This is a genomic window from Ventosimonas gracilis, assembly GCF_001580025.1.
Taxonomy (GTDB): domain Bacteria; phylum Pseudomonadota; class Gammaproteobacteria; order Pseudomonadales; family Pseudomonadaceae; genus Ventosimonas; species Ventosimonas gracilis.
The window spans coordinates 1-26,916 of record NZ_LSZO01000214.1 but is presented as its reverse complement, the minus strand read 5'-3'; the positions used below and the strand labels follow the sequence as shown (position 1 = coordinate 26,916).

Here is a 26,916-nt window from a genome sequence, read left to right as displayed (position 1 = left end):
CAAAAATTGCCTGAACTCGTCAAATCCTTCTTCAGACAGCCAGAATGCCTATATATAAAAATGTGACTTTATTTTATGAAAATTTAGTATCTCAAACATCAAGGAGGAGAAGATGAGTATCAAGGACTGGGCAGAAGGCGAGCGTCCGCGCGAAAAACTACTGGAAAAAGGCGCATCGAGCTTAAGTGATGCCGAGCTGCTCGCCATTTTTTTGCGCACCGGCGTCAGTGGCAAAACTGCGGTGGATTTGGCGCGGCATCTTTTGGCCGAATTTGGCAGTTTGCGGGCGCTACTTGAAGCAGACCAGGCGGCTTTTTCCGCCCATCTGGGCTTGGGGCCGGCCAAGTTTGCGCAGTTGCAAGCAGTGCTGGAAATGGCCAAACGCTATCTCGCGCAGCAGCTTGCCCGTGATGACGTGCTGGCCAATCCAAAGTGCGTGCGTGACTACTTAACTGCGCGACTGCGCCATGAGCCTAACGAAGTGTTCGCTTGTCTGTTTTTGGACAGCAAGCACCGTGTGCTTGCCTTTGAGCGGCTGTTTGTCGGCACGGTGAATGCGGCGAGCGTCCACCCACGTCAAGTGATCCGCCGCGCCTTGGCGCATAACGCGGCGGCACTGATACTCGCGCATAATCATCCGTCCGGCAGCACTGAGCCCAGCGAGGCTGACCGTTCGCTAACCCGCCGCCTCAAAGAGCTGCTCGGCTGGCTCGACATCCGTCTGCTCGACCACTTTATTGTTGGCGAAGGCGAGCCGCTGTCGATGGCGGAACGCGGTTCAGTTTGATTTCTAAGGCTGGCGACATTTATTATTTGCTTTGTTTTATATAAAAAACTAACAATACGGCTTTTAATCAAAGATCAAGACAGGATGTTTGCTTTATGCCTTTTGTATGGAATAACCGGCTTAACACCAATATCCGCGTGATTGATGAACAGCACCGGCGAATTGTTGACTATATCAACGCGCTGGAGCAGGCCAATTTAACCGCTGACCGGCAGATGATTGCCGAGGCCATTGCTGGTGTCACCGACTACACCCAATCGCACTTTGCCTTTGAGGAAAGCCTGTTGGAGGAAGCCGGATATCGTTTCATCAAACCGCACAAAAAGGTTCATGAGTTGTTTATCCGCCGTATCGACAGCTATGCCGAGCGCCACAACAAAGGTGAAAATGTGGGCGGGGAGCTTTATAACCTGCTGTCCACCTGGCTGATCAACCATATCCAGCATGACGATGCCGACTACGTTGCCTCGGTTAAGGACAAAGTGGAAGGTGCTCTCATCAGAAGGCAAAAAGAAGGCAACTGGTTCACTCGCTTCCTGCGCGGCAAGGGCTGAATTGGCCCATCATTTGCCCATCAATCTACACCTCCCCGTACCGCTGCCCGCGTTTTATCCAGCGTTCGAGCACCGGGCTTTCGTGCGGCGAGTGATTTTTCAGCAGGGTTTCGGCGGCTTCGCGTACGGCGGGCAACAGCGGCGCATCGCGCATTAAATCGGCGACGGTAAATTGCAGTTGGCCGGTTTGTCTTGTACCCAAGACTTCACCGGGGCCGCGCAGTTCGAGGTCTTTTTCGGCAATCACAAAGCCATCCGTGGTTTCACGCATGATGGCGAGGCGCTCGCGGCCTTGTGCTGATAAAGGCGGTTGGTAAAGCAAGACGCAGTGGCTGGCGGCGCTGCCGCGACCGATACGCCCGCGCAGTTGGTGCAGTTGTGCCAGCCCCAAGCGTTCGGGGTTTTCGATAATCATCAGGCTGGCATTGGCGACGTCTACGCCGACTTCTATCACCGTGGTCGCCACTAAAAGCTGCAACTTTCCTTGTTTGAAGGCATCCATAATCGCCGCTTTTTCGGCGCTCTTCATGCGTCCGTGCAGCAGGCCGATGGCAAGTTCCGGTAGCGTGGCGACAAGTTCGCTAAAGCGCGTTTCGGCGGCCTCGCAGCTAAGCTCTTCGGACTGCTCAATCAGCGTGCAGACCCAATAGATCTGTCTGCCGCTTAAGCAGGCGGCACGCACCCGTTCGATAACCTCCGCGCGGCGGCTGTCGGCCAGTACCAAGGTATTGACCGGGGTTCGCCCGGGCGGCAGTTCATCGAGGATGGAGGTATCAAGGTCAGCATAAGCACTCATCGCCAGTGTTCGTGGGATGGGCGTTGCGGTCATGATCAGTTGGTGTGGGCAAAAGCCGCTGATGGCGCCTTTTTCGCGTAAGGCTAAACGTTGCTGTACGCCGAAACGGTGCTGTTCGTCGATGATGACCAGCGCCAAGCGGGCAAACTGTACTTCATCTTGAAACAATGCATGAGTGCCAATGACCATCGGCACGCCGCCGGCGATTTGCGCCAGTGCCTTCTGCCGCGCTTTGCCTTTGAGCTTGCCGGCGAGCCAGGCGACTTCAAGCCCCAGTGGTTTTAGCCAGCGGGCAAAATTTTGCTGGTGCTGTTCGGCGAGAATTTCCGTCGGTGCCATCAGCGCGACTTGAAAGCCCGCCGCTAGCGCTTGCAAGGCGGCGAGCGCGGCGACCACGGTTTTGCCCGCGCCGACATCGCCCTGCACCAGTCTTAGCATGGGCAAAGGCTGCGCTAAATCGTGGGCAATTTCTGCCGCTACGCGCTGCTGTGCGCAGGTTAAGGAAAAGCCTAAGTTTCTGATAAACCGCTCTATTAACTCTGGCGACGGCGGTAACGCGGTGGCCTGCTGCGCCCTTAATTGCTGGCGCAGTCGGTGCAGTGAGAGTTGGTGCGCCAGTAGCTCTTCAAAGGCCAAGCGCTGTCTGGCCGGGTGTGTTCCGGCGGCCAGTTGCTCTAAATCGGCATCTGGTGGTGGGCGGTGCAGGTAGCGCAGCGCTTCAACCAGTGGCATCAAGCGATAGCGCTTGCGCACAGGCTCTGGCAGCAAGTCCGGCAGGCTCTGCTCGGTCAGTCGCTGTAGCGCTTGCTCATTAAGCTGACGAAGGCGCTGCTGGGTGAGGCCTTCAGTCGCCGGATAAATCGGCGTTAGGCTTTGTTCGGCGGCCTGCGGTTCGCCTGCGCTGATCAACCGGTATTCCGGGTGATACAGCTCAAGACCGGAAGCGCCGGTGCGCACTTCGCCGTAGCAGCGCAGTCTTGCGCCAGGTTTAAAGCTCGCCAGTTGCGCCGGATGAAAATGATAAAAACGCAGACTTAACGTGCCGCTGCCGTCCTTAAGGCGAATCAACAGGCTGCGACGGCGGCCTTGAATCAGTTCGCAGCTTAAGATTTGCCCCTCAATCACCGCATCTTGCGCCGGATACAGGCTACCCATCGGGCTGATGCGGGTGCGGTCTTGGTAGCGCAGCGGCAGGTGGAACAACAAATCTTGCAAAGTGCCAAGGCCAAGGCGCGCCAATTTGCCTGCCAGCGACTCGCCTACGCCTTTAAGCGCGGTAACCGGCACTAAGGACAGTGCCGTCATGCGATCAGCCCGTCTTGCGCAATCGGACAACTGCGGATGGCTGCCGCCAATTGTTCGGTCGCGCGGATACGCGGAAAACTCGCGCGAAAGGCCAACGCTATCCGCCTTTTAGGCGCAGGTTTCGCCAGTGGCCTAACGGCAAATAGCCCCGGCGCATAGTGATGGTTATCCACCGCCGACAACGGCAATACCGAAACCCCCAAACCGGAGGCCACCATATGGCGGATGGTTTCCAAGGAACCGGCCTCAATCGATGGCCGCTTGCCTTCGGGCGGCGACGGGCAGGCCGCCAGAACTTGGTCACGAAAACAATGCCCCTCGCCCAGCAACAGCAGAGCGCTTTCTTCCAGTTCACGAATATCAATGCAAGTCTTTCGTGTCAGCGGGTGAGCCGCAGGTAGCAGCACCTGGAAGATTTCATCGTACAACGGCACGGTCAATACATCAGGCTCGCTAAACGGCAGTGCGATGATAATCACGTCCAGCTCGCCGCCAACCAGCTTGTCGCGCAGCACATGGGTGAAGTTTTCTTCGATATACAGCGGCATTTGCGGGGCGCTTTGGTGCAGCCTTTGCACCAGTTGCGGGAACAAATAAGGCCCTACGGTATGAATGGCACCGAGCGAAAGCGGTGCACTCAACGGGTCTTTACCCGCCTGCGCCAACTCGCGCAGCCCTTTTGCTTGCTCCAGCACCTTTTGCGCCTTGGCGACGATACGCTTGCCCGCTTCGGTCAACAAAACGGCTGCTTTGCTGCGCTCAAACAGGATAACGCCCAGCTCGTCTTCGAGCTTTTTAACGCCCACGGATAATGTGGGCTGGCTGACATGGCAACGTTGCGCCGCACGGCCAAAGTGCTGTTCACGGGCGAGGGCGACGATATAGCGCAGTTCGGTTAAGGTCATGGCAACGTCATTTAGCAGACAGGTGCAGCTATTCTACAGACAGCGGCACTTACTCCCAGAAAATCAACCAAGCAGCCACGGCAATCAGCGCAAATCCGGCCCAATGATTCCATTTAAGCGGCTGCCCCAAGTACCCGGCGGAAAAACCGGCAAATATCAGCAAGGTGATGACTTCCTGCATACCCTTAAGCTGCGGCGCGGAATACACCAAGTGACCGATACGGTTGGCGGGCACCATCAGGCTGTATTCCAGCAGCGCAATGCCCCAGCTAATTAAAATGACCCAGCCCAAAGGCGCATTCGGAAAGCGCAAATGCCCGTACCAGGCAAAGGTCATAAACAGATTGGAGGCGAGCAATAAGCCAATCGGCAACAAACGTTCAAGCATGGCAGGGTATCTCATGAGGTTTATGGGAGAGCGAAATATGAGGAACAGAGCCTAAGATTTAGGCTATAACAAAAGGCCAATTTTGTAGGAACAGCGGATGCAATCGATTGCAGTAATGGGCGCGGCGGGGCGCATGGGCAAAAGCCTGATGGAGGCTCTAAGCCGGTCGTCCGATAGCGCTCTGGGCGCGGCATTAGTTAGTGCAAAAAGCAGCCTGCTGGGTGTGGATGCAGGCGAGTGGGCGGGAGTAGGGTGCCTTGGCGTTAAGTTTTCGGCGGATTTGCGCGCCGCAATGAGCGGCTGCGGCGTGCTGATTGACTTTACCCATCCCGCTGTCACGCTGAATAACTTGGCGCTTTGTTGCCAAATGCGCAAGCCGATGGTTATCGGCACAACCGGCTTTAAAGTGGATGAAAAACGCCAATTGGAAGAAGCCGCTCGGCATATTCCAATAGTGTTTGCCGCCAATTTCAGCGTCGGCGTTAATCTATGCCTGAAACTCTTGGAAATCGCCGCCCGCGTGATGGGTGATGAGGCCGACATTGAGATTGTCGAGGCGCACCACCGCCACAAAGTCGATGCGCCTTCCGGTACTGCGCTGCGCATGGGTGAAGTGATAGCCGCCACTTTAGGGCGTGATTTGCAGAAAGTCGCCGTCTATGGCCGCGAAGGCCAAACCGGCGCGAGAGCGCGTGAAACCATCGGTTTTGCTACGGTGCGCGCGGGCGATGTGGTCGGCGAGCACAGCGTATGGTTTGCCGGGGATGGCGAGCGAGTGGAAATCCAGCACAAGGCCAGCAGCCGCTTAACGTTCGCTCAAGGCGCATTAAAAGCCGCGCACTGGCTAAATGGCCGCCCCGCGGGTCTGTACGATATGCAGGATGTGTTGGGGCTTGATTAGCGTACCGTTTGCGCGTTCGCCAGCCTGCCTGACTGCTGCCGCCCGTCATTATTGCCCGGTTGGCAGCAGTTAAGGATTACCCTTGTTGCAGTTTAGGGACTGGTTAGACCCAGCTCGCGCCGTGCTTGTTCGACCACGGCGGCGGGCAGCGGTACATAGCCGTCTTTTTCCACAATCTGCTGGCCGCTTTGCGAGAGTACCAGGCGGATAAATTCGGCTACATTGGGCGGCAAAGGTTTATCCGGCGCTTTATTGACATACATCCAGAGAAAGCGCGACAGCGGGTAGCGTCCGCTAAGACTGTCTTGTTCGCTCGCTTCGACAAAGGCGTCGCCTTCATCCAGCGCCAATGGCACGACTTTGACCGCCGCCGTGCGATAGCCAATGCCGGAATAACCAATGCCGCTCAAGGTGCTGCCGACCGCCTGCACCACCGAGGCAGAGCCTGGCTGCTCGCCGACCCTTGATTTAAAGTCCCCGCCACAGAGTGCGACTTCCTTAAAGTAGCCGTAAGTGCCGGAAACCGAATTGCGACCAAACAGTTGCACAGGTCTTGCCGCAAGCGAGCCGGTTATGCCCAAATCGCCCCAGGTTTTGACCTCGGCGGGCGCACCGCACAGGCGGGTGGCGGAGAAAATCGCATCGAGCTGGGCAAGGCTTAAACCTTTAATCGGATTGTCCTTATGCACAAACACCGCCAGCGCATCCACCGCGACCGGGATGGCCGTTGGCGGATAGCCGTGACGCTGTTCAAAAGATTGCCGCTCAATATCCTTCATCTTGCGGCTCATCGGACCGAAATCGGCGGTGCCTTCGGTCAAGGCGGGCGGCGCGGTGGAGGAACCGGCGGCCTGAATCTGCATATTGACCGCCGGGTAATGGGCGCGATAGGCCTCGCTCCACAGGGTCATCAGATTGGCGAGGGTGTCCGAGCCGCTGCTGGACAGGTTGCCGGAAATCCCACTGACTTTTTGGTAAGTCGGGATGCTGGCATCGACCTCGGCCAGTGCCTGCGTGCTCAAAGCCAGTGCGGATAGGGTCAAGAAAAAAGTGGCGTGTTTGCTGGGCATTGCTTGGCTCCTTTCAAAGGACGCGCCAGAAGGGCGCAGCGGCACAGTACAAACCTTATATGACACTTTCTTGACATATTGTTGACAGCTAGCGCAGTCAAGCTACTATCACTTGAGCTGATAAAAAGCCGCCCTATGGACGTTTAAGAATATGAATAAACCCGGCTACCGACTGGCTTTGTGCGCCACCGTGCTCGCCTTTTTGGTGGTTTTGCTGGGCGCTTATACCCGTTTAACCCATGCCGGTCTTGGCTGCCCGGACTGGCCCGGCTGCTACGGCTTTTTGCATGTGCCGCACAGCGAAACGCAGCTTGCCCAGGCCGAATTGTATTTTCCCGATACGCCGGTCGAGGCCGACAAAGGCTGGAATGAGATGGTTCACCGCTACTTTGCCGGACTGTTGGGGCTGTTTATTCTCGCCCTCGCGCTACAGGCGCTGTATTTGCGAGGACGTAATGGTCAGCCGTTGCAACTGCCGCTTTTGCTGCTCGCGCTGGTGATTGTGCAGGCGGCCTTTGGCATGTGGACGGTCACGCTCAAGCTCTGGCCGCAAGTGGTTACGGCGCATCTTTTGGGTGGTTTTGCCACTTTGTCATTGTTGTTTTTATTGACGCTGCGCCTGTCGGGGCGGGTTCGCTCGCTTAAAACCCCGCCGCCTTTTTTGCCGGGGCTTGCGAAGTTGGGATTGCTGCTGGTGATCCTGCAAATCAGCTTAGGCGGTTGGCTTAGCGCTAATTATGCGGCGATGGCCTGTATCGACCTGCCGACTTGCCAAGGCCGTTGGTGGCCGGAAATGGACATCGCGTCTGCGTTTAATCTGGCGCAGCAGATCGGCCCGAATTACTTGGGTGGCAAGCTCGACAGCACCGCGCGTACCGCCATTCACCTGTTCCACCGGCTGGGGGCGCTGCTGGTTTGTCTGCTACTACTGCTGCTGGCTTGGCAGTTGCTGCGTGCTCATCTAGCGCGACTGGCTTTATGGCTGCTGCTGGTGCTGTCGCTGCAACTGTTGCTGGGTATCAGCAATGTACTGTTTCATCTGCCGCTTGCCGTTGCCGTGGCGCACAATGGCGGCGGGGCGCTATTGTTGCTGACGCTGGTGCTGGTCAACTACCGTTTACGGCGGGGGACGGAACCTCGGCTGCGTTACGCTTTATAAACAAAAACAACCTAAGGGGAAGGCTATGGCCGTGATACTGAAAAGCCGTGAAAGCCGCGGGCATTGGCGCGACTGGTGGCAATTGTGCAAGCCGCGTGTGGTGGCTCTGATGCTGATCACTTCGCTGATTGGTATGCTGCTGGCAACGCACAGCACGGTACCCTGGACGGTACTGCTACTCGGCAATCTGGGCATTGGCCTGTGCGCTGCGGCGGCGGCGACGGTTAATCACGTGGTCGATCGCCATATCGATGCGCTGATGGCAAGAACCAGGCGCAGGCCGGTCAGCGGTGGGCGGATTGCCCCACAGGCCGCGCTATTGTTTGCGCTGCTTTTGGCGCTAATCGGGCAAGCGTTGTTACTGCTCTTTACCAATGCGCTGACCGCTTGGCTTACGCTCGCTTCATTGCTGGGTTATGCGGCGCTTTATACCGGCTTTCTCAAACGCGCCACCCCGCAAAATATCGTGATTGGTGGACTGGCCGGAGCGGCGCCGCCGCTTTTGGGTTGGGTTGCCGTGAGCGGTCAGCTTGAGCCGGGGGCGCTGCTTTTGGTGCTGATTATCTTTGCCTGGACGCCGCCGCACTTTTGGGCACTGGCGATTGCACGCAAAGAGGAATACGCCAAAGCGTCCATCCCCATGCTGCCGGTGACGCACGGCGAGCGCTACACCAAGTGGCATATTGTGCTGTACAGCCTGATTTTACTGGCGGTTAGCCTTTTGCCTTTTTCTATTGCCATCAGTGGCTGGCTGTATCTGGTGGCGGCCTTGCTACTGGGCGGGCGCTTTGTGCAGCTTTGTGTTCGGCTGTATCGTGACCCTTTGTCACAGAGTGCGATGGCGGTTTTCAAATACTCTATCGTCTACCTGTTTTTACTTTTTATCGCCCTGCTGCTCGACCACTATTTATTGACGATTTTAAAAATGCCATGAGACCGGTACAGAAAACCCTGTTAGTCCTGCTCGCGCTGGTTGCCTTGATTTTTGGCTTAACCGTGCACCGCGTGTTAAACCAAAAAGGTGCTTTGGATAGCGCTACGCTAGCCGATGCGGGGATTATTCTGCTGCCGCAAAGCCGTACCTTGCCTGAGTTTAATCTTATCGACCAAAACGGGCAGAGGGTTTTTGAAAAAACGCTAACAGGTGTTTGGAGCCTGCTGTTTTTTGGCTACACCTACTGCCCGGACATCTGCCCGGCCACGCTTGCCGAACTACGCGAGCTGCGCAGTAAGCTCTCGCCTGAGTTGCGCGATAAGCTGCGCGTAGTACTGGTCAGCGTAGACCCGGAGCGCGACACGCCCGCGCAGCTTGCGCAGTACGTCGGCTATTTTGCGGCCGACTTTCAGGGCTGGAGCGGCGAGCTTGATCAAATCCAAAGCCTCTCAAGCCGCCTTGGCATTCCCTTTATTCCCGCCGATACCAGCAAACCCGGCTATACCGTCAGCCACAGCGGCAACCTCGCCATCATAGGTCCTGACGGCAACCAACAAGGCTTTATCCGCGCCCCACTGAATACGGCCAAACTGGCCGTTCAGTTGCCGTTGTTACTGGAAAGCGGGCGCTAGGGAACCTACAGGTTACGAGGTTGTAAAACCAATCAAAGTTGATTCTGGTAAAGCAGCATCTGTTTCAGAGTTTGGTTCGAAAGGTGGAGGGCTCTGTATTTTACAAAAGATATGACAATACAGGATATTTTAAATCAGTGCACTTTGAGGAGAATAGCGTGAGGAATAAAAATTATGAATTTCGAGTATTGAGGAACGGAATTGGAGATACATCCGAAGCTGATAGAGATCGCAATATATTTTATAAATGTTTAATTTGTGAGGCTATGTTTCTTTCAACGATAAGAAATAATGTTGGCTGCGAATGCAACAACATAGCAATAGATTATGATATGTATAGATTAACCGTTGAGGATCGAACAAAAAATCAGATCTTGGAGAGAGTAAAGAAAGAGAAATGATTTTGTAGTGCCTGTGACGTTCTGAGGCGTTCTGAGGCGTTCTGAGGCGTTCTGAGGCGTTATTGTGGGGGCGTACGCGCAAATTTGTTCGCTCGGATGCTGATGCACAAATTGCCAATTGCCTATTACGTTTTCAGGGGCAATATGAAGGTGCGGAATCAGGGCTTTACTATAATCTCAATCTACAATTTCAGTAACAAAAAGCAGGAGACAATCTTCATGCTATACGTTTTTACGATAACAAAGATGCTCGTCCGATGGGACAATATTTGTTTGAAACATTTGCCCCTCAAACGAATAGAGCTGGATTGGCACTACCACCAGATTGGAATGGTATGACAGGAATTAAACAATGGCAAATTACGCTTGGCACAACGATTATCAGAGGGCGCGCTGCGCCGCAATTTGATAACGGTGTGCTATATCCTGGTGGTTCAGAACAGATTTTTTTTACGGCCGTGGAAATATGGAGCGTTACAATGAGTGATAATGTGAAAAATATGTTAATGGATGCCCATGAAGAGGTTTTACGTGCCATAGAGTTGCATAATAATGGTGATAAAGCACCGCTGTCTCCGAGTATGTTGAAGAAAGTAAAAAGAGGACTGGAAAATATGATGCATATTATGAATCCTAAATTTTATGTTCCAGGCTTTCCGCGGTTCATAATGGATTGGCCTGAAGAGGATGAGACTGGCCTAGTAAGAAAGTTACTTGATGTTTGTTATGAATATGAACGTATTAGGAAATAGATGGTTGCAATGAGCGATGATATGAAAAATATGTTAATGGATGCCCATGGAGAGGTTTTACGTGCCATAGAGTTGCATAAGAATGGTGATAAAGCCCCGCTGTCTCCGGCTATATTGAATAATGTAAAAAGAGAACTGGAAGATATGATGGAGGCTATGGATCCTAAAATTTATGTTCCAAGCTATTCGCGACCCATAATGGATTGGCCTGAAGAGGATGAAACTGGCATAGTAAAAAGGTTAGTTCATGTTAGTTTTGATTATGATCGTATTAGGAAATAGATTTTCCAAGGTAGGCAGAAAAGTACTTGCATCGGTGTTCGCTGGCATTATGCGGGCGGCGGTTTTGTGCCGACAGCCAAGGAAGTTGTCAGCGCGGCGGCGCTAGTTATTTCTCCTCCGGCACATAAATCATTCGTCCGTCTTGCAGTCGATAGGTCATGCCTACTCTTGTACCTTGGCCTTCGCCCATTTCTGGGTTGGCTTCATAGCGGGTGAGTTCTTCGCCGTTTTTAATCAGGATGCGCATATTGTCTTGACCGGGGTTTTCAATCACGGTGACGTTGTTTTGCGAGAACGGGTTAAGTGGGTTTTGCACGATAACCATCAAAAGGATGCCGATAATCACCAGGAACAAATCCACCAGATTGACCACGGATAAAATCGGGTCGTCACTTTCATCGTGTTCTAGAAAGCGCATGTTAATGACTGCTCTCTTGTTGCCGTTCGATTTGCCGCAGCGCCTGTAATAGCCAGCGGCGGCGCACGGTTAAAATCCAAAAGCTGATGCTGGCTGCGACCAGCGCCAAAATCACGGCGGAAAACGCAACGACCAGATTTTGCCCTACGCCTTTTCCGTCGCCTTCTGTTAACGCGAGCAGCGCCGGCCCCATCGGAATCATGGTGGCGACCAAGCCCAGCATGGGCGCGGTGCGGGCGACCAAGCGCAAGCCTTCCAGTGATTTCATAATCCACAATTCGAGGTCGTCGCTGCTGCCGCCGTGCCTTTGGTGAAAGGCGGCCAAGGCGCATGGGTGCGAGCCGCGAAAGCGTCCAAACAGTTCCACGGCAAAGCCGCCCAATTGCAGCAGGGCATAGGCCAGTGCGGCCAAAATCAGCAGCCAGACCGGCAGCAAAAAGCCGTGCGCCAGTGTGTAGAGGCTGGTTTCCAAAGCATTCATCGGTGCATTTCTCTTAGACGATACGAGTAAAAAACTTGCCGAAAAGCGCCTGCCATAACGAGCAGCACTAATATCAGATAACCCAGCCAGCGCTGCCAATCTGGCGCGCGCGGTTCGGCGAAGCTTTCCTGTTTTTCCAGCACTTTGCCTTGCACCGTTTCAGTCGGTGCCGTGGCTTGTTCGGGTGCGAAAGCCGGGCTGTCTACGCCGTAGCCGCTATCCGCGCTTTGCTGTGAAAGCGCTTGCAAGCGTTCGGCCAACTCCAGGCTCACTTGCTCATCGGCCTGCCAGTAGCCGCGTTCGATGGTTTCTTGCAGGCGTTCAATCAGCTGCATTTGCGCCGTTCTGTTGTGCTGCTCGAACCAGTCATTAAGACCCAGTTCGCGCACATCGCGGATGTAGGTATCGTGCAGCGCTTGCCACTGCGCTTCGCGCACGGTGGAAGGGTCAGTGACTTGCCAGCCGAACAGGTTATTGACCGCATTTAAGATGGATAGCGTGCCGGCGTAGCCTTCGTGTTGCATTTGGCTTATCCAGTGCGGATTAAGGTACTGGCTGCGCAGTTCGGCGGCGATAAAGGCTTGGGCGCTGTGGGTTTTGCCCGTGCTGCTGCGCAAATCAGACACATACAGCGCCGGGCTTTTGCCATCCAGATGACGGATGGACAGCGACAATCCGCCCAAAAACTCAAACGGATGGTCGGTAGACAACATGCCGTGAATATTGGACGAGCGCGACAGTACGGCCACTTGTGTGCCGCGCAGTTGTTCGGCGAGCAGATTGGTTTCGTGGCTCACGCCCCAATCATTCGCACCGTAGCCGTATTGCAGGCGCGAGAGAAACTGCCCGGCCAGCGCTGCATCGCTTTTATCCGCATGAGCATGTCCGGCGCGGTCTTTTTCGGCCAGCACTTGATGCGATAGGCCGCTGCCGTATTCGCCGGGTGCGGCGCTAAACAGGCGAAGGCGGGACAGGCGCTTGGCTTGTTCGGCGCTTATGCCGTTTTGCGCGAGTTTTTCGGCGATCAGGCGGCTATTGGCGGCAATCGGGTTGTCTTCTTCATCCAGTTCGGCCAAGCGTTCAATCGCCCCGGCGAGCAGACGCATAAAGCCGTCGAACTGGTCGCGGTAGACGCTGGTCACATGCAGCACCACGTCTATCCTGGCTCTGCCTAATGCTTCGCGCGGGATAATGTCTAAAGCGGTCAAGCGCCCGCCGCTATCCCAAACCGGACGCAAGCCCAAAGCGTGCAGCGCTTGGCTTTCGGTCACGCCCAAATGACGGATGGCTTCCGATGACCACAGACTAAAGGCGAGTTTCTTCGGCAGCTCGCCGTTGTGTTCGGCCTGATAGCTTTTAAGCAATTGCGCAAGGGCTTGTTCGCCGCTAGTAAAAGCCGCGCGAAGAGGAATTTTGTCGGCTTCAAAGGCAAATAAATCGCGCCCGCTTTGGACATCAGGACTCCGCACCGGGTCGCCACCCGCGCCGGGGCGCACATGGCCGCCGCCAAGGCCATTGAGTAGTGCTTCGATTTCACCGGTTTCGGCCAGATGCACATCCAGCGTTTGTGCCCGCTCAATCAGTTCACGCAGCAGGGGATTTTCTATCTCATGCAAGGGCGCGTTTTCGCGCAGATAACGCTGCAAAAAGCGGTAAGCCGGGCTTTGTTGCAAGGCATTGAAATCTTCAGCAAAGACTTCAGATGCGTCTAAACCAAGTAATTGGTAATACGGCTCGCCCAACTGTTGCATGACCGTGCTTAGGCGGTGCTCAGGCGCTGCGCTTTGGCCAAAGCTATGCAGCCCCAGCGGGATGGCGCGGCGGGCGAGTTCGTGCAGGTGGTCGTGCAGGCTATTGATAAATGAGTCGGTTTCAAGGGCAATGGCCTCTTCACTCCAGCCCATATCGGCGGTTATGCCTGCTCTCGTTGCGTGGGCAATCAATTCAGCGGCGGTTTTTTCGCGCACTTTGCCGTCTGATAACTGCTGGTAATGGTGCATTTGTTCGTGCAAATCGCGCAGTTCGTCGTAAAGACCTGCAGGCGCGAGTGCGGGCGTTTGATGGCTGATGGTAATCGCGCGACCGCGGCGTTTAGCCTGAATGGCTTCGCCGACGTTGTCCTGAATATAGGGATAAAAAATCGGCAGGTCTGCGGCGGTCAGCATCGGGTAGTCGTAAGCATGCAGGCCGCGGTCTTTGCCGGGCGTCCATTCCTGGCTGCCGTGCGTGCCAAAGTGAATCAGCGCGTCGGCTTGAAAGCCTTCACGCAGAAACTGGTAGACCGCCAAGTAGTAATGATTGGGAACGGACTTGGTATCGTGAGTCGCCTCGCTCACCCGTTCGGCGCGCGGTGGTTGCGGCATGATCAGCAGATTGCCGAGTTGCAGACGCGGGATTAAAAACGAAGGTTCCCCGTTAATCACGCGCACGGCTGGATGTTGTTCGGGCTCGCCCCAGCGCTTGAGGATTTCTTGCCTGCGTGCCGCTGGCAGGCGGTCGAGCCAGGCGCGGTACTGTTTGACCGTAAAGGCTGCGGCCAAGTTGCGCTGATACAAATCATCCAGGCTTTCCATCCGGTAATAACCGCCCAGCAGCGCTTGTCCGGCGGCTATCAGCGCTTCTTCGCTGATGGGTTCCAGCGAATAGGCGGCTTGCTGCAAGCGCTCGCTCAGCAGCGCCAGGCTACGCGGCACATTGAGGTGCGAAGCGGAGAGGTTTTTCTCGCCCGCCGGATAGTTCCAAAACAGCACCGCCAGTTTTTTATCGGCGGCAGGTTTATGGCGCAGTGCGGCGAGTTTTAAGAGTTTGGCGGCGAGCAGGTCGATTTGTTCGGGCAAGGCGACGGCCTCGCCTTGTTCTATTGCAGAAATAACCAGCGGGTCGCTCATGCCGATGGTTTCCGCACTCGCCATAAACACCGCCGCAAGCCCCGGCGATACGCCGCTTTTAGCCGCTCGCCAGTCGTCAGGTGGGTCGCGGCTGCTAAGCGTTTGCAGCAGCGGGATATTGAGCGCGGCGAGTTCTTTGCTGCGTTTTTCGCCGTTTTGCAGATGGGTCATATTGACTAGCGCATCCACGGTAAGCCCGTCCAGCGCCTGTTGCAGGGCGTTATCGGTAGAGCCGTCAAACCACAGGCCAAAGACTTCCACGCCATAAGCGGCGGCGCGCTCAATCAGCGCATCCAGCACGGCCGTGCGCATGCCACTGACCAGCGATGGGGCAATGATGACCGCCACTTTCGGCGCGCTGCTTTTACCGTGTGCAGAAAGCCATTGTTGATAATCCAAAGCCTTTGCAAAGACTTGCCCGCCTTGGTAGTAGCCGGTTTTGGGTAAAGGTGTCGGTGGTGGTAAATCCTCGTTATTTTCGCCATTTCGCCAGCGGACAAGCCATCGGGCCAGCGTCTGCCAATTATTTTTACCGCCCGCTTGGTAGTAAGCGGCAATGGCGCGGGCATCGGCGGCAGGCAGATGGGCAAAGCGCAGCGGCCCGCCACCAATACCCAGCCAAGGCGTGCGGCTTTGCGCAAGTTGCTCAGCAAGCTGCGCCTGTAGTTCGGCGGCATCACTGGGGCGCGGGGTGTCGAGCAGGATTAAGTCGGCTAAAAGCGGCTGCTTGGCGGCCTCGATAAGCGGTATATGGGTAAAGCGCACGCCTTGTTCTTGGCTAAGAGTATCCAGCGTGCGTACTTTGCCGGGCAGCACAAAGTCATTGGTGATCACCGCCACTTGTAACGGCTTATCGGCCAAAGCGGCGCTGATGTAAAGCAGCAGAATCAGGGGCAAAGCAAAAATGCCGCGCAGCATGCGGTAAGTCCTAGAAATTAAAGGTAAAACTTAGGTTGTAGGCGCGGCCTATTTCAGCAAAAGGGTAGAGCGCGGAATCGTCATACAGGGTTTTATCGGTCAGATTTTCCACCGAGCCGCGCAGATTGAGGTTTTCGCTGATTTGGTAGCTTAAATTAAGTGAATGCAGCCAATAGGCGGGTAGCGTGACGCGGCGGCGCAGTGCGCTTGCGTTGACCTCTTGGCTGCCGTTGTATTCGCTGCGAAGGGCTGCGTGAAACGCCTGAGCGGGCTGCCAGGCCAGCGTGGTTGCACCGCGATGACGCGGACGTTCAGTTAAACGCTGCCCGCTTTGGCGGTCTTCGGCAGCGAGCCATGTGTAGTTGCCTTGCAGCGAAAAATTAAGTGGCAGTGTGGTTTCGCCAGCAAGCTCTACGCCACGTAAACGCGCTCGATTGATATTGGTGTATTCGCGCCGTTGCGAAGGGCCGCGTCTGCCGCAGTCGGCCACGCAAAGGGTTTGAATCAGGTTTTTCAAGTCGTTTTGAAACAGCGTGATGCCGCTGGAACGCTTCTCGCCCTGCCAGTTCAGCCCTAACTCATAGCTGGTAACGGTTTCCGGCTTTAAATGCGGATTGCCGATGATGGTAAAACCGCCACCACCGCCGATGGCCGAATACTCTGGCGAAAGTTGCTTTAAGGTCGGCGCTTTAAAGCCCTTGGCGATGCCGCCTTTAAGGCGTAGTCCCATAGGCAAATGCCACAGGCTGTACAGGCGCGGGCTGTGGTGCCAGCCAAATTGTTGGTGATGGTCGGCGCGGTTGCCGAGCGTTAAAGAGCCATTATCGGTGAGCTTGATTTCATCCTGCACAAATAAAGCGCGGTGGATCAGCTCTGCCTCGCCTTTGCGGGAAACCGTGCTGTCTTCAAGATGCTCGCGCCGCCATTCGCCGCCGCTGGTTAAGCGCTGAAAGTCACCGAGATGGACGCTGATATGCCCGTCCAGCGTGTCATCGGTGAGTTTTTGCGTGCGGCTGGCCGCGCCGACCGAGCGGCGGTTGTTTTTCTCCAAGGTCGAGCGATAGCCGCGTAGCAGGCTGTCGCCCCATTGCCACTCTCCCTTGTGGGTTAATGACAGTTGCCTGCGCTCGATATGGTCATTGGAACGGTAGTAGTAGGGCGTGCGGCCACTTTCTAGAGCGTTCCGGCGGCGTTTTTCGTCGCCTTGCAGCCAGTCAAAATCAAGGCGCTGCGCTTGGTCTGGAGTAAAGCTTAAAGTTAAGCCGCCGCTTTCTGCCGTGCGGCCTTCCTGTTCGGACAGGCGCTTATCGGTTAAGTCGATAATTTCTTGACGGCGGCGGTTTTCGCCGTACAGGCTAAGCCCCAGCCGGTCTTTGATTAAGGGACCGGCAACATAAACAGCGGCTTGCTGGTTGTCGCCGCCGCGTCCGTTATCGACAAAACCGCCGTTGAGATGAGCGCTGCCTTTCCACTCATCGGTGGCGCTGCGGGTAATCAAGTTGACCACGCCGCCCAAGGCTTCTGAGCCGTAGAGTGAAGACATTGGCCCGCGTACGACTTCAATGCGTTCAACCGCCGCCATCGGCAGCCAGCCCAAATCAAAATCCGCATGGGCAATGGCATCACTCGCCGCGTTGATGCGCCTGCCGTTGATCAGCGTTAGCGTGTAGTCGCTGTCCATGCCGCGAATGCGAATGCCGCGCCGAGTAAGGCCGACGCTGGATAAATCCACCCCGGGCGAGCCGCGCAGCGCGTCGGCCAAATCCTGTATCGGGCGCCGCTCAAGCGACTCGCGATCAATCACTGTCACCGATGCAGGTACGTCACTGAGCGTGGTTTCGCTCATGGTCGCGGTAATAACAAGGGGGTCAAGCGACGCCAGGTCGTTGGCTTGAGCGAGCGGGGTGAAAGCCGTCAGTAGACAAAGAGCGCGGGCTGTGCGTCCGGCGCGAAGGGAAAAAAGAGAGCGCATGGCTTAAATTTTGCTTTTCCGGGCTGGGTGGTCGATCAAGATATAAATGATATAACATTTCTTTTGTGCGGCGTTGCATATTTTCTTGAACTTCGCCCGCTGCTTTATTTAGACTGGTAGGTTGCAAAAACCGCCTTCTGGAGAAATCAATGGCGCGCGTTACCGTCGAAGACTGTTTGGAACATGTCGATAACCGCTTTCAACTGGTCATGCTGGCCAGCAAGCGTTCCCGCCAATTGGCCGTAAAGGGGCGCGACCCCAAGCTTGATTGGGAAGGCGATAAGCCCACCGTAATGGCGCTGCGCGAAATCGCCGCCGGTGTGGTCGATGAAAAAATCATTGCCGAAGAAGACTTGATTGAAGAGCCAGTACCCATCTATATCAATGCGATAGATGATGATTTTAGCGATGGCTTCTAAATGGGTGTGCCTTCCGGCGCAGCTCAGGTCATCTTGCCCTGGCCTTTGATGCGCCATGTCCGGTATCGAGCAGCTTGCCGCCAAGGTGGCTACCTACCTTGAACCGGAGCAGGTTAATCAGGTTCGCCGCGCCTATTTTTATGCCGAACAAGCCCACGACGGGCAATTTCGCCGCAGCGGCGAGGCTTATGTCACCCATCCGTTAGCCGTAGCCGGTATTTTGGCGGACATGCGCCTTGACCATCACGGATTGATGGCGGCCATGTTGCACGATGTGATTGAAGATACCGGCATTGCCAAAGAGGCCATCTGCGAGCAGTTTGGCGAAGCGGTGGCGGAATTGGTCGATGGCGTCAGCAAGCTGTCGCAGATGGATCCGCGCAGCAAGGCCGAAGCACAGGCGAAAAACTTCCAGAAAATGGCGCTTGCCATGTCGCGTGATATTCGCGTGATTTTGGTCAAGCTCGCCGACCGCCTGCACAATATGCGCACGCTCAAAGGGATGCCGCAGGAAAAAGTCCGCCGTATTGCCCGCGAGACGCTAGAAATCTATGCACCGATTGCCAATCGCTTGGGGATGCACAGCATCCGCGTGGAGTTTGAAGACTTAGGCTTTGCCGCCATGCACCCGCTGCGCGCGGCGCGGATCCGTTCGGCGGTCGCCCGCGCGCGCGGCAAGCGCGAAGCCCGCGCCACGCAGATCGAACAGGCGCTCAATGCCTGTTTGGCGCGAAAAGGGCTTACTGCCGTGGTCAGCGGGCGCGAAAAACACCTGTACAGCATCTACAAAAAAATGCGCCGCAAGCGCAGCTTTACCGAAATCATGGATTTGTACACCTTCCGCATTCTGGTGGATAAGGTCGATACCTGCTACCGCGCCTTGGGTGTGGTGCACAGCCTGTACAAGCCGCTGCCGGGCAGTTTCCGCGACTATATCGCCATCCCCAAGGCCAACGGCTACCAATCGCTGCATACCACCTTATTTGGCGGACACGGCGTGCCGATTGAAATCCAAATCCGCACGCATGAGATGGAAGTGCTGGCGAGAAGCGGCATTGCCGCCAACTGGTTATATCAATCGGCAGGTGACGGGCAGCATGCCCGTGCACGGCGCTGGGTGAATGGGCTGCTGGAGCTTCAGCAACGCGCCGGTAATCCGCTGGAGTTTATCGAAAGCGTCAAAAGCGACCTGTTCCCCGACGAAGTCTACCTGTTCACCCCCAAAGGGCGCATTATGGAGCTTCCGCGCGGCGCAACGGCGGTGGACTTTGCCTATGCGGTGCATACCGATGTCGGCAATCGCTGCATCGCCTGCCGGATCAACCGCCAATTGGCACCGCTGTCGCAGCCGCTGGAAAGCGGCGTGACGGTGGAAATCGTCACCGCACCGAATGCCGCGCCCAATCCCAACTGGCTGAATTTTGTCATCACCGGCAAGGCGCGAACCCATATCCGTCACGCACTCAAACAGCAGCGGCGCGGGGAGTCTGTCCGCCTGGGGCAGCAATTGCTGGATAAAGCGCTTGGCAGTTTGGGCTGCGGTTTAACGCAGATTGCGCCCGCGCCGATGCAAGCGGCGCTTGCCGAATACCAGTTGAAAACGCAAGAGGATTTGCTGGAAGAAATCGGCCTTGGCAGCCGCATGGCTTATCTGGTCGCCCGCCGTTTGACCGAAACCTTGGGCGAGCCACTGCCGGTCAGCCAAGGGCCGCTTGCCATCTGTGGCGCAGAAGGCTTGGCGCTGAGCTATGGCAAGTGCTGCACGCCGATTCCAGGTGATGCCATCGTCGGCTGCCTGTCGGCGGGCAAAGGCATGGTGGTACATCTGGACGGCTGCAAAAATATCGCCGAATTGGCTCACAATCCGGAAAAATGCCTGCCGCTGTCTTGGGCCAAAAACGTTAAAGGTGAATTTAACGTAGAGCTGCGCATTACCCTGGAGCACCGCCGCGGGCTGATTGCCCTGCTCGCCAGCAGCGTCAACGCCGTCGATGCCAATATCGAAAAAATCAGCCTGGACGAACGCGACGGGCGCACCGGCATTGCCCACCTGCTGATTAGCGTGACCGACCGCGTGCATCTGGCGCGGGTGATCAAGCGGCTGCGCATACTCAAAGGCGTGCTACGGATTACCAGACAAAAAGGCTGACAGCGCAGCAATGTCATCGAATGTGCCAACTAACCACTCATCCAATCCGCCAATTTCACCAGTAGCGCATCACAGGCGTTAAGCTCAGATAAGGCGACGAACTCATCCGCTTTATGCCCTTGTTCCATACTGCCGGGGCCGCAAACTACGGTGGCAATACCGACTGAATCAAACAGGCCGCCTTCGGTACCAAAGGGCACGGTGGCAAAATCGTCCCGTCCGCTTAATAGGCGGATAAGCTGCACGGCGGGGCTGGTGGGTTCGGTTAATAATCCGGGATAACGCGAAAGTTCAGCAAAATCAATCGCCGTTTGTGGATGAACCGCTTGCATGCGTGGCAGCAGCTCGTTTTCGGCGAAACCTTGTAAATCTTCGACCATTTGCTGCGGGTCATTTTGCGGCAGATGACGCATTTCAAAGTCAAAACGACAGTGTTCGGGAACGATATTCAGTGCGCTACCGCCTTGGATTACGCCGGCTTGTACGGTCGAATAGGGTGGGTCAAAACGGTTATCGTGATGGTCTGGCTGCGCCAGTTGCTCGCCAAATTCGCCTAAACGGTTAATCAGCCTGGCGGCGTATTCAATGGCATTAACGCCGCTTGGCGCGTAGGCGGAATGGCAGGGTGCGCCGTGTACCGTGCAGCGCATGGCGAGTTTGCCCTTGTGGCCGATGACCGGCTTAAGTTCAGTCGGCTCGCCGACAATACAGAGCGCAGGTTTGTGCTCGCGCCCGGCCAGTGCCTTGACTAAAGACGGCACGCCTAAACAACCGATTTCTTCGTCATAAGACAGCGCCAGATGCAGCGGTTGTGTTAATGGCTGCTGCAAAAAGTGAGGCAAAGAGGCCAGAACACAAGCGATAAAGCCTTTCATATCCGCCGTGCCACGTCCGTATAATTTGCCGTCTTGTTCCGTCATGGCAAACGGCGGCAGCGTCCACTGTTGCCCGTCCACCGGTACCACATCGGTATGGCCGGAGAGCATCACGCCGCCGCTGATAGCAGGACCGATACGCGCATAGAGATTGGCTTTGCTGCGTTCGTCGTTAAAAAATAACTCGCTTTTGATCGCTAAGCCATTTAAATAATCCTGCAGCCAAGCCATCAGTTCGAGATTGGAATTGCGGCTGGTGGTATCAAAGGCAATCAACTTGCCTAAAATCTCGCGGCTATTCATCCCCTGGCACGCCATAACTGGGCGCACTGGCGGGATTTAATGCGCGGGTAATATAGTCATCCATTTGCATCTGATAGGCTTGCCAGAGTTTGGCGAGTTCGCCAATGGGGTTATCATCCGCCCAATCGACACGTAAATCGACGATCGGCCAATTAACCGCAGGGTTAGTGCAATCGACTATGGATAATGCCGCTGAATGCACCGGTCCCGCTTCACCGCCTGCATTTAACGCCGCTTGCATGGCAGCTAATAAGCGGTCGGCTAAATGCCCCCGGGTTTGTTCAAAAGCGGTCGTTAGCGCCGCTATTACTTGTGGGGCTTTTAGCAAATTACCGGCGGCGATACATTGTTTGCCAGCGGCCGTATTATAAATACCCAAGGTTTTACTGCCGCTAAAGACAGCCGTTTCACCTTGGTTATTCATTAGAATAATTTGCCGATATTGGCAATAAGCCTCGTTTTCAGTCGCTTGCTTTAAAGCCCGTTCCGGTGATAAGCCTTGTGCCAATAAATTGAGTAACTGCGTGCCGTAAGCCGGCAGGGTGATATTTTGTGTGGAAACTGCGCCCACACCCGCGCGCAGCCAAGGACAGCGGGCACCTACAGCAATCGATGATGAACTAATGGCAATGCCAATTTGGCCGCTTTGTTCGCAGCGGCCAATAATGGAAAAGGTCATAAGTTACTTTCCTTGCCAATCATCAGGAATAACGGCAATCACGTCAATTTCCATTAACCATTGTGGTTGCCCTAAGGCAGAGACGACTAATCCGGTGGAAATGGGAAATACGCCTTTTAGCCATTTGCCGACTTCCTTATAAACCGGCTCGCGGTAACGTGGGTCGATAATATAGGTGGTGGTTTTGACGATATGCGATAAATCGCTGCCCGCCTCTGCCAATAATTGTTTGACGTTTTTCATGGCCTGCTCGGCTTGCGCGCGCGGGTCGCCGAGGCCAATTAAATTGCCATCAAAATCGGTGCCGACCTGGCCACGGACATAAACCGTATTTCCGGCACGCACCGCTTGGCATAAATCATTATCCAGTGTCTGATTGGGGTAAGTATCCTTGGTATTAAACATGCGGATACGGGTATGCGTGGGCATATAACTATCCTCTTAATTTTGATAAGCCAGGTATTTATGCTGGATGGCTATCTGGTCGGCAATATGTTTGGCATCATGCCATACGCCCCAGATAAAAGACGAGCCACGACGTGACAACCAGGGCAGGCCGACAAAATAAACCCCCGGCTCAGTGGAAACGCCGCGCTGATGCAAAGGTTTACCGTTGTTATCAAAAGCATTGACTTTAAGCCAGGAAAAATCCAGCGCAAAACCGGTCGCCCAAATAATGTTGCGGATACCTGCTTGTTTTAGATTAAGTTCCAAGGTCGGCTGCGTCATACAGGGCGGGTCGGGTAACAATTGCTTGGCTTCGGGTTCTTCCGGTAAATCCAAGCCGTTGCGCTTAATATAATCATCGGCCGCATTGAGTAACGCCAGATAATCGGCATCACCGGCGCGGATATTCTCCGCCAAATTATTTTCAAAAGTAACAACGCCATTATTAAAGGTGGCGGTGCGGCCTAATAAATGAATGCCGAGAGCGGCGAGTTTGCGAAAATCCACCGTATGCCCGCCATAGGCTCCGCTTACCGCAATGGTCACGTGCTCGCGGCCTTCGCCGGGCGCGGCCATGTCCCACAAGCCAAGTACCCCCAGCCACCAGACAAAATCGCGGCCACGGTAGCGGCGCGGCGGGCGGTCGTGCGGGCCTACGGATAAGTAAACGGTGCGTCCGGCGCGTTGCAGTTCATCGGCAATCTGTACGCCGGATGACCCCGCGCCTACCACCAGCACCGCGCCTTCTGGCAGTTGTTGCGGGTTTTTGTACTGCGCCGAATGAATTTGCGTTAAATCTTCATCCTTAGGCGCAATCGCCGGAATAATGGGCTTTTGGAACGGGCCGGTTGCGGCCACTACACGCTGCGCCTTGACCGTGCCGTGCGAAGTCTCGACGACAAAACCGCTGCCGCCGGGATTGCGTGTGACCTGCTTGACTTCTACGCCGGTATGCAGCGGCGCGTTGATGTGTTTGACGTAACGCTCAAAATACGCGGCCACGTCCTCTTTACCCGGGAAGCTGTCTTGATCGGCAGTAAATTCCAGCGAGGGGAAACGGTCATGCCAAGCCGGACCGTTCATCACCAAGCTATCCCAACGCACCGAACGCCAGCCTTCGGCAATACGCGCTTTTTCCAGTACCAAATGGGCAATGTCGTGGCGGCTTAAATGCTCGCTCATGGCAATACCGGCCTGCCCGCCGCCGACCACTAGTGTATCGATACTTTGCGGCAAGGATTGTTCTGTGCTCATCGGTTATTTCCTTAATCAGTGACAATGGCGGGCATTCTGTCCACAAAAATCACGGCGCGAAATCAGTTTTTTGTTGGTGCTTGCCAAGGGAAAAGCTGCCTGCCGTACAATGCTTGGAATTTTTGCCTTAGGAAGTCGCTATGACCGATTTTTTACAGATGATTGAAACGATCAACGCGGATATTTATGAGCGGCTTAAGCTCGCCGTAGAAATCGGAAAATGGCCGGACGGGCAAAGGCTGACGCAAGAACAAAAAGAACTTTGCCTGCAAGCCTTAATTACTTGGGAAGCCAAAAACCTGCCGATCGATGCGCGTATTGGTTATATGGGCGAGCAGCATTGCAAGAGCAAGGCGAAAACCATTCCCAATTTGTTATTGCACAGCTAAGGGCATTTAATCCATGCAAAACCAAAAGCCTATTATTGTTCGCCTTGAAGATTACCGGGTAGCGGATTATCTGATTGATAAAACGGACTTAAGTTTTTATCTGCGTGAACAAGAAACCTGGGTGCAGGCTAAGCTACATATCCGCCGCAACCCCGAAGCAGGCGAAGGCTTGCCAGAATTGGCATTAAATGGCGAGCAATTGGATCTGCTTGAAGTCAAGCTAAACGGACAGCTTTTGCCCCCGGCCCATTATCAAGTGGATGAGCAGTTTTTGCGTGTGCAGCCGCAACAAGAAGGCTTTGTGCTGGAAACAAAAGTGCGTATTTATCCGCATAAAAACACAGCGCTGGAAGGCTTGTATCAATCGGCGGCGGGCAGCATGTATTGCACGCAGTGCGAGGCAGAAGGTTTTCGTAAAATTACTTATTATTTGGACAGGCCCGATGTGATGAGCCGTTTTAGCGTGCGCATTACGGCCGACAAAGCGCGTTATCCGCTATTGCTCTCCAACGGCAATTTAATCGAGAGCGGCAATGGTGAAAATAATAGCGAGCACTTTGCATTATGGCATGACCCATTTCCGAAACCCTGCTATTTATTTGCGCTGGTCGCCGCTAATTTAAGCTGTGCCGAAGACCAGTTTATTACACAAAGTGGCCGCAAGGTGACGCTGCGTATTTATGCGGAGCCTTCGTATATTGAGCAAGTCGGTCATGCCATGACCAGTCTTAAAAAAGCCATGCGCTGGGATGAAGAAGTTTACGGTCGTGAATATGATTTAGACCTTTTTATGATTGTCGCCGTGGATGACTTTAATATGGGCGCGATGGAAAACAAAGGGCTTAATATCTTTAATACCAGTTGCCTGCTGGCCCATCCACAAACCGCCACTGATGCTGCGTTTCAGCGCGTGGAAGCGGTGGTTGCGCATGAGTATTTTCATAATTGGTCGGGTAATCGCGTAACTTGCCGTGATTGGTTTCAACTGTCCTTAAAAGAAGGCTTTACGGTCTTTAGAGACGCGGCGTTTTCTGCGGATATGAACTCCCCCACGGTTAAACGCATTGACGATGTCAGGCTGCTGCGCACCCAGCAATTTGCCGAAGATGCAGGGCCCTTGGCGCATCCGGTGCGTCCGTCTTCTTATATGGAAATTTCCAATTTTTATACCCTTACCGTGTATGAAAAGGGCGCGGAAGTGGTGCGCATGCTGCATAGCCTGCTGGGCGCCGAGACTTTCCGCCAAGGCAGCGACCTGTATTTTGCCCGTCATGACGGCCAAGCGGTGACCTGTGATGACTTTGTGCAGGCGATGCAGGACGCGAGCGGGCAGGATTTAACCCAGTTCAAGCGTTGGTACAGCCAAGCGGGTACGCCGCAGCTTGCCGTTCGCGGTGAATACCTGGCCGAAGAAAAACGCTACCTACTGCACTTTACACAAAGCTGCCCGCCCACGGCGGAATTAGCAGATAAACAACCCTTTGTTATTCCGGTTAAATTGGCTTTGCTGGAGCAACAGGGCGATGAATTACCCTTGCATCTTACCGGCGAGCGCGAGGCGCAAGGCACTTGTCGTGTGATTCCCATTACAAAAGCCGTGCAGTCGGTTTGTTTTGAGAATATTTCCAGCGAACCTGTGCCATCGTTGCTGCGCGGTTTTTCTGCGCCAGTCAAGCTCGACTTTGCCTACAGCCGCGAACAACTGTGCTTTTTAATGCAGCATGATGCGGACGGTTTTAACCGCGTCGAAGCCGCGCAGCAACTTTCCCTCCAAGTCTTGCAGGACTTGATCACGCAGCGGCAAAACGGCTCGCCTTGGCAACTCGACCCGCTGTTGATCAAAGCCTTGCAAAGGGTGCTGACCGATAACCGCTTAGAGGCGGCGATGGTGGCCGAAATGCTCAGCCTGCCGAGCGAGGCTTGGTTGGTGGAACGGGCCGAAATCGCCAATATCGAAGCCATCCACCACGCCCGTGAATACGCCCGCAGGCATCTGGCGGATGCGCTGCATCCATTGCTCCGGGCGCGCTATCAACAGTTGCGCGAAACCTCGCGCAATACGCCTTTTGCCGCCAGCGCCGAACATTTTGCTCGCCGTGCTCTGCAAAACACCGCACTGGGCTATCTGATGCAGACTGATGATGACCAGGTGCTGGCGGCTTGCCTTGAGCAGTTTGCACAGAGCGATAACCTGACCGAACGCCTCGCCGCACTGGTCGCCTTGGTCAACAGCACTCATATACAGGAGCGCGAGCAAGCGCTGGCAAGCTTTGCGACGCAATACCAAGCGTATCCTTTGGTCATGGACGGGTGGCTGGCCGTACAGGCAAGCAGCCCGCTTTATGGCACGCTCGAAAAAGTCCGCGAACTGATGCGCCATGCGGCCTTTAACCTTAATAACCCCAACCGCGCGCGCGCACTGATTGGCAGCTTCTGTAACCAAAACCTGCTGCAATTTCATCAAGCAGACGGTTCGGGCTATCGCTTTTTGGCCGACTGCGTATTGCAACTCGACCGTCTTAATCCGCAAACCGCTGCCCGCCTGCTGACACCTTTGACCCGTTTTCGCAAATATGACGAAAAGCACCAAGCACTGATGCAATCCGAACTTGCCCGCCTGCAACAAGCGCATTTGTCAAAAGATGTGTTTGAGCTGGTCAGCAAAAGTCTTGGCTAAGTAGCGGGCAAGCGAGCCGTTTGTAGGGCAGACGAGAGGGCATTGTTCGGATTGGATGAGCCTCCCGAAAATGCCCTTCAAGGAAATAACTAAAGGGTCTTAGGAAGCAAACGCGATCAAAGCGGCTGTTCACGCAGTAATTTTAGCAAGGCCAGATAGATGTTTTCATGTCGATGATTGA

At 54.9% G+C, this 26,916-nt stretch carries 24 protein-coding genes; 12 read left to right on the top strand and 12 right to left on the bottom strand.

Annotation, left to right across the window (positions count from 1 at the left end; genetic code table 11):
- Window positions 1-112: 112 nt before the first annotated feature.
- On the top strand, window positions 113-787 hold the full coding sequence (gene radC, locus AXE65_RS12355) for a RadC family protein (RefSeq protein WP_068393034.1): 675 nt from the start codon (window positions 113-115) through the stop codon (window positions 785-787).
- Between the two features lie 95 nt (window positions 788-882).
- Window positions 883-1,341, top strand: a complete 459-nt coding sequence (locus tag AXE65_RS12350; protein ID WP_068393032.1) for a bacteriohemerythrin — start codon at window positions 883-885, stop codon at window positions 1,339-1,341.
- 25 nt (window positions 1,342-1,366) lie between these two features.
- On the opposite strand, the gene recG is transcribed toward AXE65_RS12350, so the two are convergent.
- The 3 genes from recG to AXE65_RS12335 are packed head-to-tail and all read right to left on the bottom strand — an operon-like array spanning window position 1,367 to window position 4,735.
- A complete protein-coding gene (gene recG, locus AXE65_RS12345; RefSeq protein WP_068393029.1) occupies window positions 1,367-3,442 on the bottom strand; it encodes an ATP-dependent DNA helicase RecG in 2,076 nt (691 codons plus the stop codon).
- Entirely contained in the window at window positions 3,439-4,347 is a 909-nt protein-coding gene (locus AXE65_RS12340) for a LysR substrate-binding domain-containing protein (protein WP_068393025.1), read from the bottom strand. Before AXE65_RS12340 ends, recG begins: the two co-directional genes overlap by 4 nt.
- 49 nt (window positions 4,348-4,396) lie before the next feature.
- Window positions 4,397-4,735 carry a DMT family protein gene (locus tag AXE65_RS12335; RefSeq protein ID WP_079214166.1) on the bottom strand — a complete coding sequence of 113 codons (339 nt, stop codon included), beginning with the start codon at window positions 4,733-4,735 and terminating at the stop codon, window positions 4,397-4,399.
- A gap of 97 nt (window positions 4,736-4,832) precedes the next feature.
- On the opposite strand from AXE65_RS12335, the gene dapB reads away from it, so the two are divergent.
- Window positions 4,833-5,636 carry a 4-hydroxy-tetrahydrodipicolinate reductase gene (dapB, locus tag AXE65_RS12330; RefSeq protein ID WP_068393019.1) on the top strand — a complete coding sequence of 268 codons (804 nt, stop codon included), beginning with the start codon at window positions 4,833-4,835 and terminating at the stop codon, window positions 5,634-5,636.
- A gap of 92 nt (window positions 5,637-5,728) precedes the next feature.
- On the opposite strand, the gene AXE65_RS12325 is transcribed toward dapB, so the two are convergent.
- A complete protein-coding gene (locus AXE65_RS12325) occupies window positions 5,729-6,706 on the bottom strand; it encodes a PstS family phosphate ABC transporter substrate-binding protein (RefSeq protein ID WP_068393016.1) in 978 nt (325 codons plus the stop codon).
- A 151-nt stretch (window positions 6,707-6,857) separates the two neighbouring features.
- On the opposite strand from AXE65_RS12325, the gene AXE65_RS12320 reads away from it, so the two are divergent.
- The 5 genes from AXE65_RS12320 (at window position 6,858) to AXE65_RS12295 (ending at window position 10,866) form a co-directional block, all read left to right on the top strand.
- Window positions 6,858-7,865, top strand: coding sequence for a COX15/CtaA family protein (locus AXE65_RS12320; protein ID WP_068393013.1), 1,008 nt, complete (start codon window positions 6,858-6,860; stop codon window positions 7,863-7,865).
- Between the two features lie 25 nt (window positions 7,866-7,890).
- A complete protein-coding gene (cyoE, locus tag AXE65_RS12315) occupies window positions 7,891-8,799 on the top strand; it encodes a heme o synthase (protein WP_068393010.1) in 909 nt (302 codons plus the stop codon).
- Entirely contained in the window at window positions 8,796-9,431 is a 636-nt protein-coding gene (locus AXE65_RS12310) for an SCO family protein (protein ID WP_068393007.1), read from the top strand. The genes cyoE and AXE65_RS12310 overlap by 4 nt, the downstream gene beginning before the upstream one ends.
- Before the next feature lie 658 nt (window positions 9,432-10,089).
- A complete protein-coding gene (locus tag AXE65_RS13660) occupies window positions 10,090-10,584 on the top strand; it encodes a hypothetical protein (protein ID WP_153015473.1) in 495 nt (164 codons plus the stop codon).
- Between the two features lie 21 nt (window positions 10,585-10,605).
- Window positions 10,606-10,866 carry a hypothetical protein gene (locus AXE65_RS12295; RefSeq protein WP_160330614.1) on the top strand — a complete coding sequence of 87 codons (261 nt, stop codon included), beginning with the start codon at window positions 10,606-10,608 and terminating at the stop codon, window positions 10,864-10,866.
- Between the two features lie 106 nt (window positions 10,867-10,972).
- On the opposite strand, the gene AXE65_RS12290 is transcribed toward AXE65_RS12295, so the two are convergent.
- Genes AXE65_RS12290 through AXE65_RS12275 form a run of 4 tightly spaced genes read right to left on the bottom strand, consistent with a single transcriptional unit; the run spans window position 10,973 to window position 17,543 of the window.
- Window positions 10,973-11,284, bottom strand: a complete 312-nt coding sequence (locus AXE65_RS12290) for a DUF2149 domain-containing protein (RefSeq protein WP_068392998.1) — start codon at window positions 11,282-11,284, stop codon at window positions 10,973-10,975.
- A 1-nt stretch (window position 11,285) separates the two neighbouring features.
- A complete protein-coding gene (locus tag AXE65_RS12285) occupies window positions 11,286-11,765 on the bottom strand; it encodes a MotA/TolQ/ExbB proton channel family protein (protein ID WP_068392995.1) in 480 nt (159 codons plus the stop codon).
- Window positions 11,762-15,571: a cobaltochelatase subunit CobN gene (gene cobN, locus AXE65_RS12280; RefSeq protein WP_068392992.1), complete on the bottom strand. Its 3,810-nt coding sequence runs from the start codon at window positions 15,569-15,571 to the stop codon at window positions 11,762-11,764. The genes AXE65_RS12285 and cobN overlap by 4 nt, the downstream gene beginning before the upstream one ends.
- 10 nt (window positions 15,572-15,581) lie before the next feature.
- Window positions 15,582-17,543, bottom strand: coding sequence for a TonB-dependent receptor domain-containing protein (locus tag AXE65_RS12275; RefSeq protein ID WP_068392989.1), 1,962 nt, complete (start codon window positions 17,541-17,543; stop codon window positions 15,582-15,584).
- 149 nt (window positions 17,544-17,692) lie between these two features.
- Here AXE65_RS12275 and rpoZ point away from each other — a divergent pair, with 149 nt between their 5' ends.
- Both rpoZ and AXE65_RS12265 read left to right on the top strand, forming a co-directional pair.
- Window positions 17,693-17,962 carry a DNA-directed RNA polymerase subunit omega gene (gene rpoZ / locus AXE65_RS12270; RefSeq protein ID WP_068392986.1) on the top strand — a complete coding sequence of 90 codons (270 nt, stop codon included), beginning with the start codon at window positions 17,693-17,695 and terminating at the stop codon, window positions 17,960-17,962.
- Between the two features lie 55 nt (window positions 17,963-18,017).
- Window positions 18,018-20,111, top strand: coding sequence for a RelA/SpoT family protein (locus AXE65_RS12265; RefSeq protein WP_068392984.1), 2,094 nt, complete (start codon window positions 18,018-18,020; stop codon window positions 20,109-20,111).
- A gap of 29 nt (window positions 20,112-20,140) precedes the next feature.
- Here AXE65_RS12265 and argE read toward each other — a convergent pair whose 3' ends face one another.
- Genes argE through AXE65_RS12245 form a run of 4 tightly spaced genes read right to left on the bottom strand, consistent with a single transcriptional unit; the run spans window position 20,141 to window position 23,669 of the window.
- Window positions 20,141-21,289: an acetylornithine deacetylase gene (gene argE, locus AXE65_RS12260; protein ID WP_153015471.1), complete on the bottom strand. Its 1,149-nt coding sequence runs from the start codon at window positions 21,287-21,289 to the stop codon at window positions 20,141-20,143.
- Window positions 21,282-21,968: a DUF1028 domain-containing protein gene (locus AXE65_RS12255; protein WP_068392977.1), complete on the bottom strand. Its 687-nt coding sequence runs from the start codon at window positions 21,966-21,968 to the stop codon at window positions 21,282-21,284. Before AXE65_RS12255 ends, argE begins: the two co-directional genes overlap by 8 nt.
- Window positions 21,969-21,971: 3 nt before the next feature.
- Window positions 21,972-22,397 carry a RidA family protein gene (locus AXE65_RS12250; RefSeq protein ID WP_068392974.1) on the bottom strand — a complete coding sequence of 142 codons (426 nt, stop codon included), beginning with the start codon at window positions 22,395-22,397 and terminating at the stop codon, window positions 21,972-21,974.
- A gap of 12 nt (window positions 22,398-22,409) precedes the next feature.
- A complete protein-coding gene (locus AXE65_RS12245) occupies window positions 22,410-23,669 on the bottom strand; it encodes a flavin-containing monooxygenase (RefSeq protein WP_068392971.1) in 1,260 nt (419 codons plus the stop codon).
- A 140-nt stretch (window positions 23,670-23,809) separates the two neighbouring features.
- Here AXE65_RS12245 and AXE65_RS12240 point away from each other — a divergent pair, with 140 nt between their 5' ends.
- Window positions 23,810-24,058, top strand: coding sequence for a YeaC family protein (locus tag AXE65_RS12240; protein ID WP_068392968.1), 249 nt, complete (start codon window positions 23,810-23,812; stop codon window positions 24,056-24,058).
- 13 nt (window positions 24,059-24,071) lie between these two features.
- Window positions 24,072-26,735, top strand: a complete 2,664-nt coding sequence (pepN, locus tag AXE65_RS12235) for an aminopeptidase N (protein WP_068392965.1) — start codon at window positions 24,072-24,074, stop codon at window positions 26,733-26,735.
- Window positions 26,736-26,916 lie beyond the last annotated feature (181 nt).

Coding starts and splice junctions, on each gene's coding strand:
- radC (WP_068393034.1), top strand. CDS start 113: ATGAGTATCAAGGACTGGGCAGAAGGCGAGCGTCCGCGCGAAAAACTA.
- AXE65_RS12350 (WP_068393032.1), top strand. CDS start 883: ATGCCTTTTGTATGGAATAACCGGCTTAACACCAATATCCGCGTGATT.
- recG (WP_068393029.1), bottom strand. CDS start 3,442: ATGACGGCACTGTCCTTAGTGCCGGTTACCGCGCTTAAAGGCGTAGGC.
- AXE65_RS12340 (WP_068393025.1), bottom strand. CDS start 4,347: ATGACCTTAACCGAACTGCGCTATATCGTCGCCCTCGCCCGTGAACAG.
- AXE65_RS12335 (WP_079214166.1), bottom strand. CDS start 4,735: ATGCTTGAACGTTTGTTGCCGATTGGCTTATTGCTCGCCTCCAATCTG.
- dapB (WP_068393019.1), top strand. CDS start 4,833: ATGCAATCGATTGCAGTAATGGGCGCGGCGGGGCGCATGGGCAAAAGC.
- AXE65_RS12325 (WP_068393016.1), bottom strand. CDS start 6,706: ATGCCCAGCAAACACGCCACTTTTTTCTTGACCCTATCCGCACTGGCT.
- AXE65_RS12320 (WP_068393013.1), top strand. CDS start 6,858: ATGAATAAACCCGGCTACCGACTGGCTTTGTGCGCCACCGTGCTCGCC.
- cyoE (WP_068393010.1), top strand. CDS start 7,891: ATGGCCGTGATACTGAAAAGCCGTGAAAGCCGCGGGCATTGGCGCGAC.
- AXE65_RS12310 (WP_068393007.1), top strand. CDS start 8,796: ATGAGACCGGTACAGAAAACCCTGTTAGTCCTGCTCGCGCTGGTTGCC.
- AXE65_RS13660 (WP_153015473.1), top strand. CDS start 10,090: ATGGGACAATATTTGTTTGAAACATTTGCCCCTCAAACGAATAGAGCT.
- AXE65_RS12295 (WP_160330614.1), top strand. CDS start 10,606: ATGAAAAATATGTTAATGGATGCCCATGGAGAGGTTTTACGTGCCATA.
- AXE65_RS12290 (WP_068392998.1), bottom strand. CDS start 11,284: ATGCGCTTTCTAGAACACGATGAAAGTGACGACCCGATTTTATCCGTG.
- AXE65_RS12285 (WP_068392995.1), bottom strand. CDS start 11,765: ATGAATGCTTTGGAAACCAGCCTCTACACACTGGCGCACGGCTTTTTG.
- cobN (WP_068392992.1), bottom strand. CDS start 15,571: ATGCTGCGCGGCATTTTTGCTTTGCCCCTGATTCTGCTGCTTTACATC.
- AXE65_RS12275 (WP_068392989.1), bottom strand. CDS start 17,543: ATGCGCTCTCTTTTTTCCCTTCGCGCCGGACGCACAGCCCGCGCTCTT.
- rpoZ (WP_068392986.1), top strand. CDS start 17,693: ATGGCGCGCGTTACCGTCGAAGACTGTTTGGAACATGTCGATAACCGC.
- AXE65_RS12265 (WP_068392984.1), top strand. CDS start 18,018: ATGTCCGGTATCGAGCAGCTTGCCGCCAAGGTGGCTACCTACCTTGAA.
- argE (WP_153015471.1), bottom strand. CDS start 21,289: ATGAATAGCCGCGAGATTTTAGGCAAGTTGATTGCCTTTGATACCACC.
- AXE65_RS12255 (WP_068392977.1), bottom strand. CDS start 21,968: ATGACCTTTTCCATTATTGGCCGCTGCGAACAAAGCGGCCAAATTGGC.
- AXE65_RS12250 (WP_068392974.1), bottom strand. CDS start 22,397: ATGCCCACGCATACCCGTATCCGCATGTTTAATACCAAGGATACTTAC.
- AXE65_RS12245 (WP_068392971.1), bottom strand. CDS start 23,669: ATGAGCACAGAACAATCCTTGCCGCAAAGTATCGATACACTAGTGGTC.
- AXE65_RS12240 (WP_068392968.1), top strand. CDS start 23,810: ATGACCGATTTTTTACAGATGATTGAAACGATCAACGCGGATATTTAT.
- pepN (WP_068392965.1), top strand. CDS start 24,072: ATGCAAAACCAAAAGCCTATTATTGTTCGCCTTGAAGATTACCGGGTA.